Source organism: Pacificispira sp. (genome assembly GCF_965228185.1).
Lineage (GTDB): Bacteria > Pseudomonadota > Alphaproteobacteria > UBA8366 > Aestuariispiraceae > Pacificispira.
The window spans coordinates 359252-377685 of sequence record NZ_CBDDHE010000002.1 but is presented as its reverse complement, the minus strand read 5'-3'; the positions used below and the strand labels follow the sequence as shown (position 1 = coordinate 377685).

Sequence of the window (18434 nt, the reverse complement as noted above, 5' to 3'; positions counted from 1 at the left end):
TTTCTTATCGGGCTTCCAGAAGAATTTGGGCATCGGGGATGCCGGCCTGTTGCAGATAGGCCATGGCATCGATCAGGCGCTGGACGGGCGCGTTGGGCTCGGCGGCCAGAACCACCGGGCGGTCTGGCGCGGCATCCAGGGCGGATTGCAGGGCGGCGCGGGCGCTCTGCCAGTCGGAATAGTCGGTCTTGTCCACGGAATAGGCGCTGCCCTCGGCGCGAATTGCCACCGTCAACGGCGGGGCGTCGGGGCTGGGCAGGGACAGACCGCTCTCTTCCGTGCTGGGCAGGTCGGCCTCTATCGCCAATTGCGCGCTGTTCGCGGTCAGCACCATGAAGACGATCAGCATGAACAGGACGTCGATCAGCGGGGTCAGATCCGCGCCGAGGCGGGGCCCGGCGGCGCTGTCCGGCTGTGTCGCGCGGATCATTCGGCGGCCTCCGCCAAGGCACGGGGGCGCGGTGCGGCAGCCGGCCGCTCCAGGGAAAGCGACAGGATGGTCAGGGCCGATGCCAGCAGCGCGATCCGGCGCTCCGTCAGTGCCTGAAAGAGCCAGGCCGCAACGGTGGCGGGCAGGGCGATGGCCATGCCGACGATGGTCGTCAGCAGCGCCTGCCACAGCCCGTCGGCCAGCAATGCCGGATGGACGGGGCCGTCGTGCCCTGCGATGTCGCGAAATGCGACGGTCATGCCGATGACGGTTCCCAGCAGGCCCAGCATCGGGGCCAGTCCGGCGATCAATTGCAACAGCCCGACACCGCGATTGAGGCTCGCTCGCTGCTGATCCAGCCATTGCGAGGCCGCATCCTCGCGCTGCGTCTTGCCGTCATGCAGCGGGTCCATCAGAACCGCCGCCCCGCTGCGCAGCGGTTCCGGCATGCGCCCGATACCGGCGGTCAGGACGGACGGACCCTCCCGCCGCGCCGTCTCCGCCAGGCCGCGCAGACGGGCGATGTCGATCCGTTTCGCGGCGATGGCGCGGACGGTCTTGTCCAGAACGATAGCCAAAGCGACGACGGAACAGAGCGCCAGAGGGATGCCGACCGGGCCCAGACGCTCCATCAGCAGCGCCGGGTCCATTTCCGGAAGTCCGATCATGCGGGGACCTCGTCCCGCTCGGCTTCGACATCCTCGACCAAGCGCCGCCAGTCGGGGCTTTCCGGCTGGCCGGGTTTGCGGACCCCGAACAGCTGCGCCACATGGACACCGTCGTTATCGTAGAATTCCAGGGCGGTCACGATGCCGTCGACCGTCGGCTTGCGCACGGCATAGGCGGTCATCAACCGGTCGGAACGGACATGCAGATTGAAGTCCGGGTCTAGTACGTTCTCCCAGTTTTCCATGGGACGGATATTGGAAACCGGCCCGGAATGGATCTGGATGCAGCCGCGGTTGCCGGCGAAGACCATGATCGGCACCTCCCGCGCGGCGGCCTTTTCCAGTGCCGATCGCAGGGCCGTCACGGGCAGGACGGCGGCAAACCTCTCCTCCGCCAGACGCAGGGCCTGAAGCCGGTCCAGACGGTGTTTGCGCAGCAGGCCATGGAAGTCGTGGACATCCTGCAATCCGGCCCATCCGGCCCGGAAGGCGTCCAGATCGACTTCAGACGCCGTCGCGCCAGGTTTCGCTTCGCCATAGGGTTTGACGGCGATCCCGGGGGACTGGTCCGCGTCGCGATGGGCCGCGATCAAGCCGTCGAAACGAACGGCGTCGCTTTCTTCCAGCAGATAGACCTTGTGAACCGCCATGCCGGCCCGGTCGAAGAACTGCAGGCTGCGCCGTGTGCCGCTGCGTACCGTTTCCTCCACCGCGAAACCGTGCACCCAGAACTTCAGGAACAGGCGCAGGTCGACGGTTTCGTTCAGCACAACGCCGACATGTCCGTCCAGACTGATATTGCCGAAGACGCCCTTGCGTTCATGGACGACCGTCTCGTTACGGGTCAGGACCATGACGCGGCCGAGCTCCGGCAGGGCGGCGATCAGCTCCTTGAACGGGCCTTTCAGGCGGATGACTTCCGCGCCGCAGCGTGCCGCGACCAACTCGCCTTCGCTGGCCCCCAGTTGTGCGGCCGCGTCGCGGGCACGGACCATGGGGTTGTCCGCCTTCAGCGCGTTGTAGCGGCTCAGCAGATCGTTCGGTTCGAAGATTTCAGGCGTATCGGGCATGAAAGGGCTCCTTGGGGAGGGATCAATCCAGTTGGAAACGGATGGGTACTTGGACCCAGGATGCGACGGCCAGACCGGCGCGGCGGGCCGGTTCGAAGTGCCAATTCGCGACGGCGGCGCGGGCCGCATCGTCCAGACGGTAGAAGCCCGACGTTTGCCAGACTTCGATACGTTGTGTGTCGCCGCCGGGGGAGACCAGGGCACGCAACACGACGACCCCTTCCTCGTTTCGGCGTCTGGCGACGGGGGGATAGGTCGGCGGGGTCGGCGGAGTCCGGAATCTCGGCTCGGTCACCAGGACCGGTTCGGCCGATGGGGCGCCCCCTGCGGTGGCGGTGGATTCGGGTTCCGTCTGCGGCGTCGGCTCGGCTGTCGCACTCTGTGCCGATTCGGCCGGTGCTAGTTCGGTCTCGGTCGTCGCCGCCGCCTGGGATTCTGTCGGCGTCTGTTCGATCACCGGGGCCGCCGCTTGCTGCGGGACATCGGTCACCGGCTCGGCTGGGGGGGCGGCTGTTTGGGGACGGGGCGGTTCCGCCGGTTTCGCCTGTGGCTGGAAGGGGGGCAGGGTCGGCGCGACTTCCGTGACTTCGACAGGTTCCGATGCGGTCTCGGTCACCGGCTTCAATACGGGCGGTGTCGGTTCCATGATTTCGTCGGGTACCGCGACCGGTTCAGGGGGCGGCATATCGGCCATCGGGTGCGGAACTTGAGGCGCCGTCATGCTGGGTTGCGGCATTGGGGAATTTGGCATCGGGGTGGGACGTTCGATTGCGACACGGTCCGGATGGGGCGACACGCGCGGCGGCGCGGGCGGCAGCGGTTCCGCCGGAACGCTCGGCGCGGCGAACTGAATGCTTGTTCTCAGCGACGGCGCGGCGCCCAGGGTCAGGGATCCGCCGGGGTCGCTGACCGACAGGGCCAGCCAATGGGCCGACAAGGACAGGGCGAGGGCGGAGTAAGCCAGGGCGTGTCCGGTCCTGTCATTGCGATCGGCAATTGCCCGATCGGAATGAAACAGCCGGACAGGCGCCCTGGACCTTGCCCCGATCATGATCCGCTACCCCGCAGGCTTACTTGGTCAGGATCAGCTTGTCCTGACGGGTACGGCGCAGGCGATAGCGCTCACCGCGGTGCTCGATCAGGATCTCGCCCCTTTCCTGCAGCAACTCATCACTGGACAGCACGGGCGGTTCGGAAAGGCGGGTACTGGCAGGTGTGGGTCGATGCAGGGTCATGTTTCGGATCCTTCGCCTGGTTGGTGGGTTAGAACTGCAAACTGGCAGTCAGCTTGGCGTTGCGGCCGACTTCATTGAGTTCGGACGGGTAGCGCCGGTAGGTTTTGTCGAACACGTTGTCGATGCCGAAATCCACGCGCAGCCCGTCCAGTGCCGGATCGTTCGGCGTATAGGTCACGAACAGGTCGTGGATCAGTTTCTTGCCCGGATGCGGCGTGCCCGTATTGGACGAACGCTTCTGACCGAAATACAGCATCGACCGCCAGCCGGCGCTTAACCCGGTCTCGGCGAAACGCAGTCCCGCCGTCAGGGTCACCAGGTCTTCCGGAATGTCGGCCAGCGCATCGCCCTGGGTCAGGTCGTCGCCGCGCATCCGGGTCGCCGACAGGCCGGAAAAGAACATCGGCCCTTCATACTGGATCTCCAGTTCCGCGCCGCGAATGCGGGCTTCCGGCACGTTGTCGGTTGTGGTCGTGCCGAAGGCGCCGCCCTGCACCGATTGTTCGATCAGATCCTCGACGTCGTTCTGGAACACGGCGCCCTTGATGCGCAGTCCGTCGCGCTGTGTGAACACATCGTCGAAACTCAGCGCCGCACCGACTTCCTTGTTCTTGGCGAATTCCGGCTTCAGGTCCGGGTTCGGCACGAAGGTGTTGAACACGAAATGGGTGCCGCCGACATACAGCTCCGTCAGGGACGGGGCACGGAACGCCTCGGCATAGGACCCGAACAGCATCAGCCAGTCCGTCGCCTGATAGGATACGGCCAGTTTCTTCGACAGTTTGCTGTCGCCGACATCCTCGGCACCGGTCGCTTCCTGATCGTAGGTGTCGTAGCGCAGGCCCGGGATGACGGTCAGGTCGTCCCAAAGGGTGAACTCGGCCTGGGCGAAATAGCCCTGGGTGATCTGCGTGGCGTTCGGAAATTGTTGGCGCGGCGCGTCGTTGCGCACGCCTTCCTGGTCGTCCTGATACAGTTCCAGACCATAGGTCAGGGCCAGTTTGGCGTCGTCCGACAGCGTCGCGCGGCTGGTATTGGCCGCGTCGATGCCGATCGTATCCAGCTGGGTCACATCGTGACGGCCGGTGCCCTGAACGATTTCGCGGATGAAGGTGTTGTTGGTATAGGCGGTGACCGTCAGGTCCAGCAGGCCTTCCTGATCATCGAAACCATAGCGCAGGCTGCCGGATTCCTCCCGAGTTACGCGGTCGGCGATGACCGTGCCGTTGGTGTTGGCTGCGGTCGGGATTTCGTGATCGTCCCGGAAGAGCTGCAGGTTCAGTTCTACCGAGTGGCCTTCATGCTCAACCGATCCCTTGGCCAGGGCGGAGCCGATATCGTCGGCGGAGTAGGGGATGTCCTGGCCGTCGCCGTCTTCGTAATTGCCGGAATTATGGCGCGAAGCGCTGAACAGCAGGTCGACCCCGTCCAAGGGCGTTCCGAAGGCGGTGACATTCGCGCTCTTGTAGCCGTTATTCGACTGGCCGCCGATCGTGGTCCGCAGCCCGACCTTTTCACCGGGGCGCAGCAGGTCCGACGCGTCGATGGTTTCCATGGCGAGCACGCCGCCCAACGCGCCCGAACCGTACAGCATTGAGCTGGGACCGCGCAGCACGTCGACGCTTTTCAGGAGGGTCGGGTCCAGGAAGGTCCGGCCTCGGTGGCCGGATTGAAAATTCTTGCGCACACCGTCGGTGATGACCACGACGCGTTCGTCGCTGAAGCCCCGGATGTTCGGCTGTTCCGCCGTGTTGCGCGGCCCGCCGGTCATCTGGACGCCGGGAACACCCTTCAAGACGTCGTCCAGGCTCTGCGGCTGGGCCTGCAGGATCGATTCGCGGTCGACGACGCTGACGGAGGCGGGGGCCTCGATCGCGCTCTTTTCGGTCCGCGTGGCGGTCACGGTCATGGCGTCCAGACTGGTCACGGCGCCCTTCTCATCTTCCGCGTTCTGGGCCTGCGCCGCTGTCGCGGTCATCAGGAGAAATCCAACCAGGGCTGTTGTGCTCATCGCCCTGGATCGGGGGGAATTGTTCCTCAACTCGGTCATTCGGTTCGCTCCAGCGTCAGTCGTGCGTTCTTGGCGACGCACTGTCTTCGAACACCTGGCTGGCGCACCCGTTCGATACCGGAGCTAGCTTGGCATATAATGCAACTGCGAGTCATTCGCATATTTCGGACAGGGTTATCCGCTTGTTGCGAACGATTGTCAAGTGGCGCCCGGCGACCGGGCCGATAATCTATGAAATTGGGTGGACCGAAAATTCCACCATGAAATCAACGCTCCCGGATCGCTTCGTCCTGATAGCGTTGCAGCGGGGCCAGCAGGAATTCGATGATCCTGCGCTTGCCGGTCTTGATCTCGACGGTAACCGACATGCCGGGGCTCAAGGGAACGTCCTTGCCGTCGGCGCGGATGCTATCGGCGAACAGTGTGACCCGCGTATCATAGACGAGGCCCAGATTTTCATCCTCGACGGCATCGGTCGACACGGTTCGCACCTCGCCGTCCAATGTGCCGTATTTGGTGAAGTTGAACGCTTCCAGCTTGATCTCGGCCGCGTCGCCGAAATCGACAAAGCCGCGGTCCTTGTTCAGGACTTGCGCGCGCGCTTCCAGCACCGCGTCGTCGGGGACGATGACCATCAACGGTTCCGCCGGCTGAACCACGCCGCCGACCGTATGGACGGCCAGTTGCTGAACGGTGCCGCTGACCGGGGCGTGCATCCGATGCATTTCCTCGCGCGCCAATGCCTTGCGCAGGGCCAGATCGGATTGTTTCAGGTTCTTCCTGGCCTCGGTCAGTTCCGCATAGGCTTCGCGCAGCCGGTCCGCGACCATGCGGTTGCGTTCCTTGACCGCGGCTTCCATCCCGCTTTCCGCCTCGGCCAAGCGGTGCCCCTGAATGGTCAGGTTGTGCCGCGTTTCGATCAGCAGGGTTTTCGCCTCCTGCCAGACCGGCTTGGGCGTATGGCCCTTTTCCAGGAGCTGCAGCAGCGAGGCTTCGCGTTCGGCCATCAGGGGAATGATCGCGCGCAGCTTCTCGACTTCCGCCTGGATTGCTGCCCGGTCGGCGATGCGCCGGCTCAATTCGGCATCCAGCGAAGCGATTTCGGCCTCGAAGGCGGCCAGATCGCTTTCCAGCCGGCTGGCATGCATCGCCACGACGGCCGGATCGTCGATGCCGTCGGGCGGGGAATAGTCGGGCAGCAGACCGCGCAAACCGTTGATATAGGCGGTGAGCCGCGCGACCTCGACGGCGGCTTCCATGCGTTCGCGGATCAACTGGTCCTTGTCGACCTCGCTTTCAGTCGGATCCAGTTCGATCAGCAAATCGCCCGCTTTCACATGCTGGCCGTCGCTGACATGGATCGCGCGTACATTGCCGATCTCGCGCGGCTGGATCTGTTTGACGCCACCGACGGGCACGATGCGGCCCTGGGCGACGGCAACGATGTCGATCTCGCCGATATAGGCCCAGGCCAGGGCAATGACGAACAGGGCCGACAGCAGCAGCGCCAGCGCGCGGCCGGCCGGGTTTGCAGGGGTTTCCAGAATCTCCAGGGCGGCGGGCAGGAATTCCCGCGCTTCGCCTTCCGGACGTTTGCGGCCCTGCGGCTTCTTCGCGGCGGATTTGGCAGGCGACGGCCCCGGGGCCGGGTCCGGCGTGCCCGGCTTGGCCTGATCGGCCGGGACCTGCACGGGGTCGATCTTTCCGATCGGGGTGCCGTCATTCGGCGGCATTGGCGATGTCCCCCGATTGGATGCGCCACAGGCGGGCGTAGCGACCGTCCGTCTTCAGCAGCTCGTCATGGGTGCCGTCCTCGACCAGTTCCCCCTTTTCGATGGTGACGATGCGGTCGGTGGTGCGGACGGTCGACAGTCGGTGGGCGATGATCAGCACCGTGCGCCCCTCGCAAATGCGGCGCATATTCTGCTGGATGATCCGTTCGGATTCATAGTCCAGGGCGCTGGTGGCCTCATCCAGGATCAGGATGCGCGGGTTGGTCACCAGGGCGCGGGCAATCGCGATGCGCTGACGCTGACCGCCGGACAGGTTCGATCCGCGTTCCCCGACCAGCGTATCATAGCCTTCGGCCAGTTCGGTGATGAAGTCGTGCGCGCCTGCCATTTTCGCGGCCTCTACGACCCGTTCCATCGGCATGCCGGGATCGGCCAGGGCGATGTTTTCGCGGATCGACCGGTTGAACAGCAGGTTTTCCTGCAGCACCACCCCGACCTGGCGGCGCAGCCAGGATGTGTCGACCATCGCCAGATCGACCCCATCGACCAGGACGCGCCCGCTTTCCGGCACATACATGCGTTGGACCAGCTTGGTCAGGGTGGATTTGCCCGAACCGGACGGCCCGACAATGCCGACGACCTGACCGGCCGGGATATCCAAGGTGATCCGGCGCAGCACTTCCGGCAGGTCCGGACGATAGCGGAAGGTGACGCCTTCGAAGACGACATGGCCCTCGATATCCTTCAGGGTCGCGCGGTTGGGATTGTATTGCGGTTCGGTCGGGGTGTTCAGGATATCGCCCAGACGCTCGACCGAGATGCGGGCCTGCTGAAAATCGTTCCACAACTGGGCGAGGCGCAGGATCGGCCCGGTGACACGACCCGACAGCATGTTGAACGCGACCAGCTGGCCGACCGTCAGTTCGCCCGCGATCACCGCCGTCGCGCCGAAGTACAGCGTCAGCGCCATGGTGACCTTGCTGATCATCTGGGTCGATTGACCGGCGACATTGCCCAGTTGCGCCGTTCTGAAGGCGGAATGGACATAGCCCGCGAGCTGTTCCTCCCAACGGCGCTGTGCCTGCGGTTCGACGGACAGCGCCTTCATCGTCTCCACCCCGGTGACGCTTTCGACCAGGAAGGCCTGGTTCTGGGCACTGCGCTGGAATTTCTCTTCCAGCCGCGCGCGCAGGACCGGTGTCACGAAGAAGGCGAGGCCGACATAGAAGGGGATGGAGCCGAGGACGATCATCGTCAGCAGCGGGCTGAAATGCCACATGACCGCGAAGAAGACGATCGTGAAGAACAGGTCCATCACCAGGGTCAGGCCGCTGCCGGTAATGAAATTCCGGATACTGTCCAATTCCCGAACCCGGGCGACGGATTGGCCGACCTGACGGCTTTCGAAATAGCTCAGCGGCAGGGCCAGAAGGTGGCGGTAAAGCTGGCTGCCCAGTTCGACGTCGATGCGGTTCGTGGTGTGCGAAAAGATATAGGTCCGCAACATGCCCATGAAGACTTCGAAGATCGAAACGACGACCAGGCCGAAAATCAGCACGTCCAATGTCGTCAGCGAACGATGGACCAGGACCTTGTCGATGATGACCTGAAAGAACAGCGGCGAGACGAGCCCGAAGAGCTGCAGGAAGAAGGAGGCGATCAGGACCTCCGCGAACAGGCGCTTGTATTTCAGGATCGCCGGCACGAACCAGGAAATGTCGAATTTCGATCCTTTGCCCAGGATTTTGGTACGGCGCGTCGCCAGGATCAGCCGTCCGGTCCACAGGCTTTCGAACTGCGCCTGTTCCAGGGCCGCCATTTTGCCGGACACTGGATCCTGGGCCAGCAGCTTGCCGTCGCGGATGCCGCCGATCAGGATGAACTTGCCGTCCGACAGTTCGGCGATGGCCGGCATCGGCGTGCCGTCCAGCTTCTTCCACCGGCTCTTGACGATACGGGATTTCAGGTCCAGGCGCTTGGCCGCGCGGACCAGGGTTTCGGCGGACATGGTCTTGCCGGGTTCGCCGAACTGATGGCGCAGCTGCGCGGCGTCGCCCGGCAATTCCAGAAAGCGCAGCAACGTGACGAGGCACAGGGCCCCGGTATCCACCGGTTCCTGCGATGTGCCTTCCGCCGCCGGTTCGTCCGGCCGCGCGCCGTTCTCCGTTTCCGTTCCCGCCATACTACCGCCCAAAGCATTGGATTTACTTCTCTTACACGAAACAGCCGGAAAGGAACACGCCAATGCCGGGATTCCGGAGAATTCCTCACCACCGTTGTCGAATCGTCTCCGGCCGCCCAACATGCTAGGGTCGGATGCGACACAGACAGAGGTGGATCGCCGATGATCGCACAGGATGCCCTGAGGCGGGCCGCGGACGCGCTGATGGCGAAGGCCGCGATCGAGATACCCGATGATTATCTGACCGGGCTGAAAGCGGCCGCGGAACAGGAAGATGGCGACCTGTCCTCTTTCGTGTTGAGCGCGATGCTGGAGAATTACGAGGCGGCAAAGCAGGACCGCCGCGCCATGTGCGCCGATACCGGCGTGCCGCGCTGGTATGTCAAAATGGGCAACGAGGCGCGGGTCGAGGGCGGGCCGGTCGCGCTGGAGGCGAGCCTGCGCGGCGCCACCGCCGACGCGACGCGCAGTGTGCCGCTGCGTCCGAACCGGGTGCATCCGCTTTGGCGCACGGACCACAACAACAATGTCGGCATCGGCGCGCCGGAAATCGAATACTCCTTCGAACCGGACGGCGACTGGATCGATCTGACGACCGTGCATAAGGGCGGGCTGTTCGGCACCGACTACCGGATGCTGTTCCCCGGCGACGGGATCGACGGGATCAAGCGGTTCTTTCTGGACAGCCTGGTCGCCTTCGGAAAGCGCGGCCTAGCCTGTCAGCCGGCGATCATCGGTGTCGGGCTGGGCGGGTCGAAGGATGCGACCATGGTCCTGGGCAAACAGGCGGCCTGTCTGCGTGTCGTCGGCGACCGCAACCCAGATCCGAAGATCGCCGCGCTGGAGCGGGAATTGATGGAATTGGGCAATTCCATCGGCATGGGCGCGATGGGTTTCGTCGGAAAATCCATGGTCATCGATTGCCATGTCGAGGTCGGCTATTGCCATACCGGCGGCATGCCGATGAGCGTCCACGCCTTCTGCCTGTCGTCCCGACGCGCCTGCGCGCGCGTGCACGCGGACGGGCGGATCGACTACCGCACGGACCCGGAATGGTTCACCCCCTATTTGCGACGGGAGACGGTCGGATGGCCGCTGGAACAGGAACGCTCAAGCGCCACACGCTGAAGACGCCAGTCGAAACGGCGGATCTGCGCGGTCTGGCGCTGGGCGATATCGTCTTTCTGGACGGGCATGTCTTTACCGGCCGCGAAGGTGTCTACAAGCGCGTGTTGGAAGACGGGCACGCCTTGCCGGACGGCCTGACGGCACGGTCCAACGTCAACTTCCACTGTTCCCCCGCCGCGACCCCGGATGGCGAAGGCGGTTATCGGGTCGGCGCCCTGTCGGGGACGGCATCCTTCCGCTTCTCGAAATGGCTGGATGCGTGGTTCCGGGTCTCGGGAGTCAAGATCGTCATCGGGAAGGGCGGTATGAGCTCCGCCGATTACAAGCGCCATTTCGTGCCCAATGGCGCGATCTATCTGACGACGGTCGGCTATGGGACCGGCGCGCTGCTGGGACGCGGGGTGACTTCGGTGCGCTCGGTCGATTGGATCGACGAGCTGGGGTTGGCGCAGGCGCTTTGGTGCTTCGAGGTCGCGCGGCTCGGCCCGTTCATCGTCGAGTCGGATCTGGAGGGAAACAGCCTGTTCGAACGCGAGAATGCCAAGATCGCGGCCAATCTGGAACGGCTTTACGAGGGGACACGCCCACCGGCACTGCGCCGCTATGGCGAGACCGACGACCGGTCGGACGAGGTGATCTAGGGTCGGTCGTGCGTCGGGGCCCGACGCCAACCGTTCAGTGAGTCATGGCGCTGTCCCAGATCTCGCGCAATTCTTCCGCTTGGTCATGGTTCCGGCTGAACAGGATGTAGAGCGGATCGTCGCTGACCGGGACAGACTTCGCGAAATCCCGTGCCCGAACCGGCCCCAGGAACTCGACGCTTTCCGTGTCGCCTACCAGTTCGTTGTCGACATAGATGTCGATCCGGCCGCGCGCCAACATCATCCAGGCAAGGCGGGAATTGCTGACGATATGAAGGTTCGCGCCGTGCTTCGCCAGGTCGACGGTGTGGATATAGGACCGCACGCCCACGAAGGAATACCCCTCCTCGGCCATTTCCTGCAGGGTGGTTCCCTTGATTCCGTCCGGGAAGCGAGACGCCTCGTAATAGGCGACGGACCGGTTCGGCCCCAGTGATTGCTGAGAGATTTGGTAATCGACCAGACGTTCCGGGCTGCGCTGCCAGGGGAAGGTCGCGACATACTGCCCGGCTTTGGTCGATGCGGCCGCGCGCTGCCAGGGCATGAACTCATAGACCACGCGATAGCCCGCTTCTTCGTATACCTTGGTCACCATGCGCGAATGAACGCCGTAGCCGTTTTCGATTTCGGATACGAAGGGCGGCCATTCACCGACCGCGAAGACGACGGTTCTGGAAGCATCTTGGGACCGGGCCGCCGTTCCGAAGACCGACACGGAAATGGCCAGCGCGGCAATCGCCGCCAATGCGTATCGCCTCACGATCGGTCTCCCTTGCGGAACGACAGAGCGAACGCCGCGCCACGTGGGCGCAGTTATTTGATGGTCATTTTATATCACGCAGACTGTAATCTGTGAAAAAATATTTCACAGAAACGGTGAAATACCGCGGCCGCGTCGGGGGGTGCGGTTACCCGGCCTTGGGCTTCCGCGCCGCGGCTTTCTTGGCGGCCCCGCGTTTGGTCGACGCTTTCTGGACACCGCCTTCCAGGGCGGCCAGTCGGGATTCCAACTCCGCCACCTTCGCGGACAGGGTTTCCTGTTCCTGGCGGGCGCGGCGGGCCACGTCGGCCATGGCGTCGAATTCGTCGCGCGGCACAACATCCATGTCGGACAGAATGCGTTCCAGCCGCTGGCGGATCGCGGCTTCCGCCTCTTCCTTTACGCCGCCCAGCGCACCCATGGCGCCGCCCGCCATTTTAGCGAAATCGTCGAAGAATTTGCCGGTGGTCTGCATGATACGGCTCCCGTCTGATGGCCTTTGCCTTGCCCTTAAATATTCCTTCCTTGCGGGTGGGGCAACGGTTGCGACCCTAGGTCACGGGGATTAAGAAGGGGCACGGCCAACGCTAAGGAAAGGTCAGGCCATGATCCTCGTCACCGGCGGCGCCGGGTTCATCGGTTCCAATTTGATCGCGGGGCTCGCGGCGCGCGGGCTGGGCCCGATCGCGGTCTGCGACCGGTTCGGCGACGGCGCCAAGTGGAAGAACCTGGCCAAACATCCGATCGTGGCGACCGTCCTGCCGGAACATCTGCCGGCCTGGCTGGACGAAAACGGCAGTTCGGTGAATTGCGTTTTCCATATGGGCGCGATTTCGGCGACGACGGAAACCGATGTCGATTTGATCCTGGAGACCAATCTCGCCCTGTCCATGCGGCTTTGGTACTGGTGCGCCGAAAACGACGCCCGCCTGATCTATGCCTCTTCCGCCGCGACCTATGGCGACGGCACGCTGGGATTCGATGACGACAACGATCCGAAGGCCCTGGCCGCGCTGCGCCCGCTGAATCCCTATGGCTGGTCGAAGCAGTTGTTCGACGGCAATGCGGCGCGGCTGGCGGGGCAGGGGGCGGCACCGCTGCAATGGGCGGGCCTGAAATTCTTCAACGTCTATGGGCCGAACGAATACCATAAGGGCGGCATGCGGTCCGTGGCGCATCAGCTTTTCGAGCAGGTTCGGGACACCGGACGGGCGCGGCTGTTCCGGTCCCATCGTCCCGATTACGAGGATGGCGGCCAGATGCGCGATTTCGTCTGGGTCGGCGATTGTGTCGACATGATGCTGTGGCTCTATGACAATCCGCATGTGTCGGGTGTGTTCAACTGCGGATCGGGCAAGGCACGCAGCTTCCTGGATCTGGCGCGGGCGGTCTTCGCGGCGCTGGGCAAGGCGGAATCCATAGATTGGCTCGATACGCCGATGGAAATTCGCCGACATTATCAATATTTCACGGAAGCCCGGATGGACCGGATCGCCGCGGCCGGATACAAAAGTCCCGCGACGTCCCTGGAAACCGGTGTCGCCACCTATATCAAAGACTATCTGGCAACCGACGATCCTTATCGCTGACCCGGTCTAGGGCACGAGGGTCGTCGCGCAGGAGTGACAATGGAAAACGGCGTGTGGGTGCACGATCTGGACCCGGTCCTGCTTTCGATCGGGCCGTTCGATTTGCGATGGTATGCGCTGGCCTATATTTTCGGCCTGGTCGTTGGCTGGGTCTGGGGCATGCGCCTGGCGGATACCAGCCCGCTGTCAATCACGCGCCAGCATGTCGACCGTTTCCTGACCTGGGCCGTGATCGGCGTCATCGTCGGCGGGCGGTTGGGGGCGTTCCTGTTCTATGCGCCGCATATCCTGATCGAACAGCCGCTGCAGGTGTTCAAGGTCTGGGAAGGCGGAATGTCCTTCCACGGCGGTATTCTGGGGGTCACCACGGCGATGGTGCTGTTCGCCCGGATGAACAAGATCCCGCTTTTCTCGCTGACCGACATCATCGCGACCGTGGCGCCGTTCGGGATCCTGCTGGGACGGATCGCCAATTTCATCAATGGCGAACATTGGGGCCGCCTGACCGAGGTTTCCTGGGCCATGGCCTTCCCCCGGTCCGGCGACCTGTTGCCCCGTCATCCCAGCCAACTCTACGAAGCGGCGATGGAAGGCGCGATCCTGCTGATCGTCATGTTTGTCGTCGTACGTCGGTTCAACGGACTGTCGCGTCCGGGTCTGCCGACCGGAATCTTCCTGATGGGCTATGCCATCGCCCGTGCGACGGGAGAGGTCTTCCGCGAGCCGGAAGTGCTGACCAGCGTCCTGCCCTTCGGGACGACCTGGGGGCAATGGCTGTCGCTGCCGATGCTACTGGGCGGTGCCTATCTGGTCCATCGGGCGCTGCACCGGCCCAAGGCCGAGCCGGTCAAAACCCGTAAGGGGAAGACCGCCGCGTGACGCCGCTGGAAACGTATCTGCGCCGGCGGATCGCCATCGAAGGGCCGCTGACGCTGGCGGATTTCATGGGCGACGCGCTGGGCCACCCGGAGCTGGGCTATTACATCACCCGCGACCCGTTCGGCCGCGCCGGGGATTTCACCACCGCGCCCGAAATCTCGCAGATGTTCGGAGAACTGATCGGCCTGTGGTGTGCCGAGGTCTGGGCCCAGATGGGATCGCCCGGTAAGGTGCATCTGGTCGAATTCGGACCGGGGCGCGGGACGCTGATGGCCGATCTGTTGCGCGCGGCGAAACGGATGCCGGGTTTCTTGGACGCGGTTCGCCTGCATCTGGTGGAGACCAGCCCGATCCTGCGCCAGACGCAGGCCCGGGCATTGGAACGCGCGCCGATGGCCCCGGCCTGGCACAGCGACATCGCCACCCTGCCGGACGATGCGCCGCTGTTGATCGTCGCGAACGAGTTCTTCGATGCCTTGCCGATCCGCCAAGTGCAGAAGACGCGGGAAGGCTGGCGCGAAAGGTTGGTCGCCGTCGATCCGAGCAAGGATGAACTGGCCCTGACGATCGCGCCCGGGCCGGGTCCGATCGCGGCCTTGATCGATCCGGCGCTGGCGGCGCGCACGAAAGTCGGCCGGGTGGTGGAACTGGCGCCGCTGGCCTGGCGCATCGCCGGCGATATGGGCGCGCGTCTTTCGACACAGGGGGGTGCCGCCCTGGCCATCGACTATGGCTATGAAGGGCCCGCGACCGGCGACACGCTGCAGGCGGTGAAAGCGCACAAACCCTGTCCGATCTTCGAAACGCCGGGCGAGGCGGATCTGACGGCGCATGTCGACTTCACCGCGTTGGGGCGGGCGGCGTCTTCCGGGGGTTGCCGTGTCAGTCCGGTCGTGACCCAGGGCGATTTTCTGCGTGCCCTGGGGATCGAGGTCCGGACCCAATCCCTGGTCAAGGCGGCGCCCGGGGCGACAGGCCGACAGATCGCCATGGCGCGCGACCGCTTGATCGGGGCCGACGGAATGGGCACCTTGTTCAAGGTTCTCGGTCTTGCCGCGAACGACCTGCCGCCCTTGCCAGGATTGGACCCTGCCTGATGCCGGATCAGCCGCTTTACCTGACGCATCCCGCGTTGGACTCCGACCGGGTCGCCCACGGATTCTTTACCCGGTCGGGCGGCGTCAGTACCGGCATTTTCGCAGGGCTGAATATCGGGATCGGGTCGGCCGACGATCCGGAAGCGGTCCGGCGCAACCGTGCGGCCGCCATGGTCGCGCTGGGCCTGACACCGGACGCGCTGAACACGCTCTATCAGGTGCACAGCGCCGATGTGGTGGAGGTCGCGCGGCCGCTGGACCCGGAGGCGCTGCCGAAGGCGGATGGCATGGTCTCCTCCGTTCCCGGCCTGGCGCTGGGCATTGCGACGGCGGATTGCGCGCCGGTCCTGTTCGCGGATCCCGGCGCAGGCATCGTCGGCGCCTGTCACGCGGGCTGGAAGGGGGCGCTGGGCGGCGTGGTTGAGACGACCGTGCTGGCAATGGAGAAGCTGGGCGCCGACCGGGCGCGGATCGCCGCGGTTCTGGGCCCCTGTATCCATCAGCAATCCTATGAGGTCGGGCCGGAATTCCGGGAGGCCTTCCTGGACCTGTCGTCCGATTTCGAGCGCTTTTTCGTGCCGTCGTCGCGGGAAGGTCATTTCCAGTTCGACCTGCCCGGTTTCGTCCTGAGCCGGATGGAAGCATCCGAGATCGCCGCCATCGGCCATGTTTTCGAAGACACCTATGCCGATCCGGCCCGGTTTTACAGCTACCGTCGTGCGACCCATCTGGAAGAGCGCAACGCGGCCGGCAAGATTGACTACGGACGACTGTTATCCACCATCGCATTGCGGGATTAGGAGACGATCATGGCGATTCACTTCTCGGTCGAGGAACTGGCGCAGCGGCGCGACAAGGCATGCCGCGCGATGGCGGAGAACGACCTGGACGGCATGCTGATCTTTCTGCAGGAAAGCATGTATTGGCTGACCGGTTACGACACGTTCGGCTTCTGCTTCTATCAGTGCTTCTATCTTGGTGCGGACGGAAAGTTCTTCCTGTTGACCCGCGCGCCGGACCTGCGTCAGGCCCAGCATACCAGCGTGATCGAGGACATTCACATCTGGGTCGACCGCGAAGGCGTCAATCCGTCGGAACAGCTTCGCGATCTGCTGGACAGCTATGGTGCGAAGGGCAAGCGGCTGGGGGTCGAATACGAGGCGACCGGTCTGACCGCCCAGCGCGGCAAGCAGCTTGAAGCCGCACTGGACGGTTTCGCGACGCTGATTGAGGCGAATAACTTGATCGGCCGTCTGCGCATGTCGAAAAGTCCGGCGGAAGTGGCCTTTGTCCGACGCGCGGGGGAACTGGCCGACGATGCTTACGATGCCGCGGTGAAAACCACGGCGGCGGGTGTCGACGAGGGGCTGATCCTGTCGCGCATGCAGGGCGCGATCTTCGAAGGCGGCGGCGACTATGCCGGCAATGAATTCATCATCGGGTCCGAGCGTGATGCGCTGCTGTGCCGCTACAAGGCGGGCCGCCGCGTGCTGTCGGAAAAGGATCAGATGACCCTGGAATGGGCCGGCGCCTACCGGCATTACCACGCGGCCATGATGAACACTTTCATCATCGGCGAACCGGAACCTGAGCATGTGGCGATGCACGCCGCCGCGAAGGAGGCACTGTTGGCCTGCGAGGCGGCATTGAAGCCCGGTAACCGGATGGACGACGTTTTCCAGGCCCATGCCCGGGTGCTGGATGCGCATGGATTGCGGTCGCACCGGCTGAACGCCTGCGGCTATGGCATGGGCGCACGCTATACGCCGTGCTGGATGGACTGGCCGATGTTCTATGAAGGCAATCCGGTGGAACTGGCGCCGGACATGTCCTTCTTCATCCACATCATCATCATGAATTCGGAAAAGGGACTGGCCATGTGCCTGGGGCGGTCGTCGATCGTCACCGCGTCCGGATCCGAGACGGTGTCGCGCGCCCCATTGGACATGGTGGTGCTGTAACGTCTTTCCGGCGGGGCGTGCAGTCCCTATATGTCCGGCGGTTGTGACGACGAGCCCGAATTGAGCGCCGATGCCCTGGCTGATCCAAATGCTGGCGATTACCATGCTGCTGATGCTGGCATTCTGCCTTGTCTGACCTTGTGCGCCGCTTCCTGATCGCCGGGCTGTTCCTGTCGCTGCTGGCGGCCTGCGGGCCGATCCCGAAGCCGTTCCAGGCCGCGCCCGGCGCGAAGGAGGCGAACCCCCTGCTGGCCATCCCAGATGGGGCGGGCGTCACTGTTGCGCCGGTACAAGGTGCCGATGCGGCCCTGACTGGCCCCTTGACCGAAGCAATGGTCGCGGAACTGCAGAAGGTCGGCATACCGGCATCGTCGGGCGCGGCGCTGACCAATGGCATCCTGATGGAAGGCATCGCCGCATGGCGCGACGGCCGGGCCGACATCCAATGGGTCCTGACCGATCCCGACGGCAAGGAAGTCGCCGCCGTTTCCGCCAATGCCGCGTCGACGCGCCAGGCCTTCCAGAACGGCGATCCGGCCCTGGTGAAGATCCTGGCAGAGCGCGGCGCCGCCCTGGTAGGCACGGCGCTGGGCACTGAATACGCGGTTTCCGTCATCCAGGAAGGCGCGCGCCGGGTTGCGGTAGTCGGGGTAGAAGGCGCGCCGGGCGATGGCAACCGGGCCCTGTCCCGTGCCATGACGGCCGTCCTGAAAGACGCCGGCGTGCCGATGGCCGATGCACCGGAAGACGCGGCGCTGCTGCTGGCCGGTGATGTTACGCTGGAGGCATTGGACGACGGCCAAGAGCGGATCCAGATCCTGTGGTGGCTGATGGATGGCGACGGCACGGTCCTGGGCAAGCTGGATCAGGAAAACGTCGTCCCTGCGGGCTCGTTGAACCAACGTTGGGGCGGGGCGGCCTATGACGCGGCCCTGGCCAATGTTGCGGCGGTGCAGGAGATCTTGGATCGGATCGACGAAATCCGTGACATTCAGCGTCAGGCCACCGAGCCATCCTTGAACTGACAGTTCTGCCACCATATAGAGAATG

General features: G+C 64.3%; 18 protein-coding genes. 8 read left to right on the top strand and 10 right to left on the bottom strand.

Annotated elements, in window-relative coordinates:
• Positions 1-4: 4 nt before the first annotated feature.
• The 8 genes from ACO06O_RS01785 to ACO06O_RS01750 all read right to left on the bottom strand — a co-directional run bounded on the left by ACO06O_RS01785 (position 5) and on the right by ACO06O_RS01750 (position 9329).
• A complete protein-coding gene (locus tag ACO06O_RS01785; protein ID WP_421875660.1) occupies positions 5-430 on the bottom strand; it encodes an ExbD/TolR family protein in 426 nt (141 codons plus the stop codon).
• The gene (locus ACO06O_RS01780; protein ID WP_421875658.1) at positions 427-1098 is read right to left on the bottom strand and encodes a MotA/TolQ/ExbB proton channel family protein; all 672 of its coding nucleotides are present in this window, start codon (positions 1096-1098) and stop codon (positions 427-429) included. Before ACO06O_RS01780 ends, ACO06O_RS01785 begins: the two co-directional genes overlap by 4 nt.
• Positions 1095-2168 carry a hemin-degrading factor gene (locus ACO06O_RS01775; protein WP_421875656.1) on the bottom strand — a complete coding sequence of 358 codons (1074 nt, stop codon included), beginning with the start codon at positions 2166-2168 and terminating at the stop codon, positions 1095-1097. Before ACO06O_RS01775 ends, ACO06O_RS01780 begins: the two co-directional genes overlap by 4 nt.
• Positions 2169-2190: 22 nt before the next feature.
• Complete coding sequence (locus ACO06O_RS01770; RefSeq protein ID WP_421875654.1) at positions 2191-3219, bottom strand: TonB family protein; 1029 nt, start codon at positions 3217-3219, stop codon at positions 2191-2193.
• A 19-nt stretch (positions 3220-3238) separates the two neighbouring features.
• On the bottom strand, positions 3239-3403 hold the full coding sequence (gene hemP, locus ACO06O_RS01765; protein ID WP_420417871.1) for a hemin uptake protein HemP: 165 nt from the start codon (positions 3401-3403) through the stop codon (positions 3239-3241).
• 28 nt (positions 3404-3431) lie between these two features.
• The gene (locus ACO06O_RS01760) at positions 3432-5381 is read right to left on the bottom strand and encodes a TonB-dependent hemoglobin/transferrin/lactoferrin family receptor (protein WP_421875652.1); all 1950 of its coding nucleotides are present in this window, start codon (positions 5379-5381) and stop codon (positions 3432-3434) included.
• Between the two features lie 299 nt (positions 5382-5680).
• Positions 5681-7147, bottom strand: a complete 1467-nt coding sequence (locus ACO06O_RS01755) for an HlyD family type I secretion periplasmic adaptor subunit (RefSeq protein ID WP_421875650.1) — start codon at positions 7145-7147, stop codon at positions 5681-5683.
• A complete protein-coding gene (locus ACO06O_RS01750; protein ID WP_421875648.1) occupies positions 7134-9329 on the bottom strand; it encodes a type I secretion system permease/ATPase in 2196 nt (731 codons plus the stop codon). Before ACO06O_RS01750 ends, ACO06O_RS01755 begins: the two co-directional genes overlap by 14 nt.
• 162 nt (positions 9330-9491) lie before the next feature.
• On the opposite strand from ACO06O_RS01750, the gene ACO06O_RS01745 reads away from it, so the two are divergent.
• Entirely contained in the window at positions 9492-10457 is a 966-nt protein-coding gene (locus tag ACO06O_RS01745) for a fumarate hydratase (RefSeq protein WP_421875646.1), read from the top strand.
• Entirely contained in the window at positions 10418-11098 is a 681-nt protein-coding gene (locus ACO06O_RS01740; RefSeq protein ID WP_421875644.1) for a fumarate hydratase C-terminal domain-containing protein, read from the top strand. The genes ACO06O_RS01745 and ACO06O_RS01740 overlap by 40 nt, the downstream gene beginning before the upstream one ends.
• 34 nt (positions 11099-11132) lie before the next feature.
• Here the strand turns inward: ACO06O_RS01740 and ACO06O_RS01735 are convergent, their stop codons facing one another.
• Both ACO06O_RS01735 and ACO06O_RS01730 read right to left on the bottom strand, forming a co-directional pair.
• Complete coding sequence (locus tag ACO06O_RS01735) at positions 11133-11858, bottom strand: substrate-binding periplasmic protein (protein ID WP_421875642.1); 726 nt, start codon at positions 11856-11858, stop codon at positions 11133-11135.
• A gap of 148 nt (positions 11859-12006) precedes the next feature.
• Complete coding sequence (locus ACO06O_RS01730; RefSeq protein WP_421875640.1) at positions 12007-12333, bottom strand: accessory factor UbiK family protein; 327 nt, start codon at positions 12331-12333, stop codon at positions 12007-12009.
• 130 nt (positions 12334-12463) lie between these two features.
• Between ACO06O_RS01730 and rfaD the strand changes: the two genes are divergently transcribed.
• The 6 genes from rfaD (at position 12464) to ACO06O_RS01700 (ending at position 18409) form a co-directional block, all read left to right on the top strand.
• Positions 12464-13447 carry an ADP-glyceromanno-heptose 6-epimerase gene (gene rfaD, locus ACO06O_RS01725; RefSeq protein WP_421875638.1) on the top strand — a complete coding sequence of 328 codons (984 nt, stop codon included), beginning with the start codon at positions 12464-12466 and terminating at the stop codon, positions 13445-13447.
• A gap of 39 nt (positions 13448-13486) precedes the next feature.
• On the top strand, positions 13487-14326 hold the full coding sequence (gene lgt, locus ACO06O_RS01720) for a prolipoprotein diacylglyceryl transferase (protein ID WP_421875636.1): 840 nt from the start codon (positions 13487-13489) through the stop codon (positions 14324-14326).
• Complete coding sequence (locus tag ACO06O_RS01715) at positions 14323-15423, top strand: class I SAM-dependent methyltransferase (RefSeq protein ID WP_421875634.1); 1101 nt, start codon at positions 14323-14325, stop codon at positions 15421-15423. Before lgt ends, ACO06O_RS01715 begins: the two co-directional genes overlap by 4 nt.
• Positions 15423-16223 (top strand): peptidoglycan editing factor PgeF, encoded by an 801-nt coding sequence (gene pgeF, locus ACO06O_RS01710; protein ID WP_421875632.1) that lies wholly within the window; start codon positions 15423-15425, stop codon positions 16221-16223. The genes ACO06O_RS01715 and pgeF overlap by 1 nt, the downstream gene beginning before the upstream one ends.
• 9 nt (positions 16224-16232) lie before the next feature.
• Positions 16233-17384 carry a M24 family metallopeptidase gene (locus ACO06O_RS01705; protein WP_421875630.1) on the top strand — a complete coding sequence of 384 codons (1152 nt, stop codon included), beginning with the start codon at positions 16233-16235 and terminating at the stop codon, positions 17382-17384.
• 128 nt (positions 17385-17512) lie between these two features.
• Positions 17513-18409 (top strand): hypothetical protein, encoded by an 897-nt coding sequence (locus ACO06O_RS01700; protein WP_421875628.1) that lies wholly within the window; start codon positions 17513-17515, stop codon positions 18407-18409.
• The last annotated feature ends 25 nt before the right edge of the window (positions 18410-18434 follow it).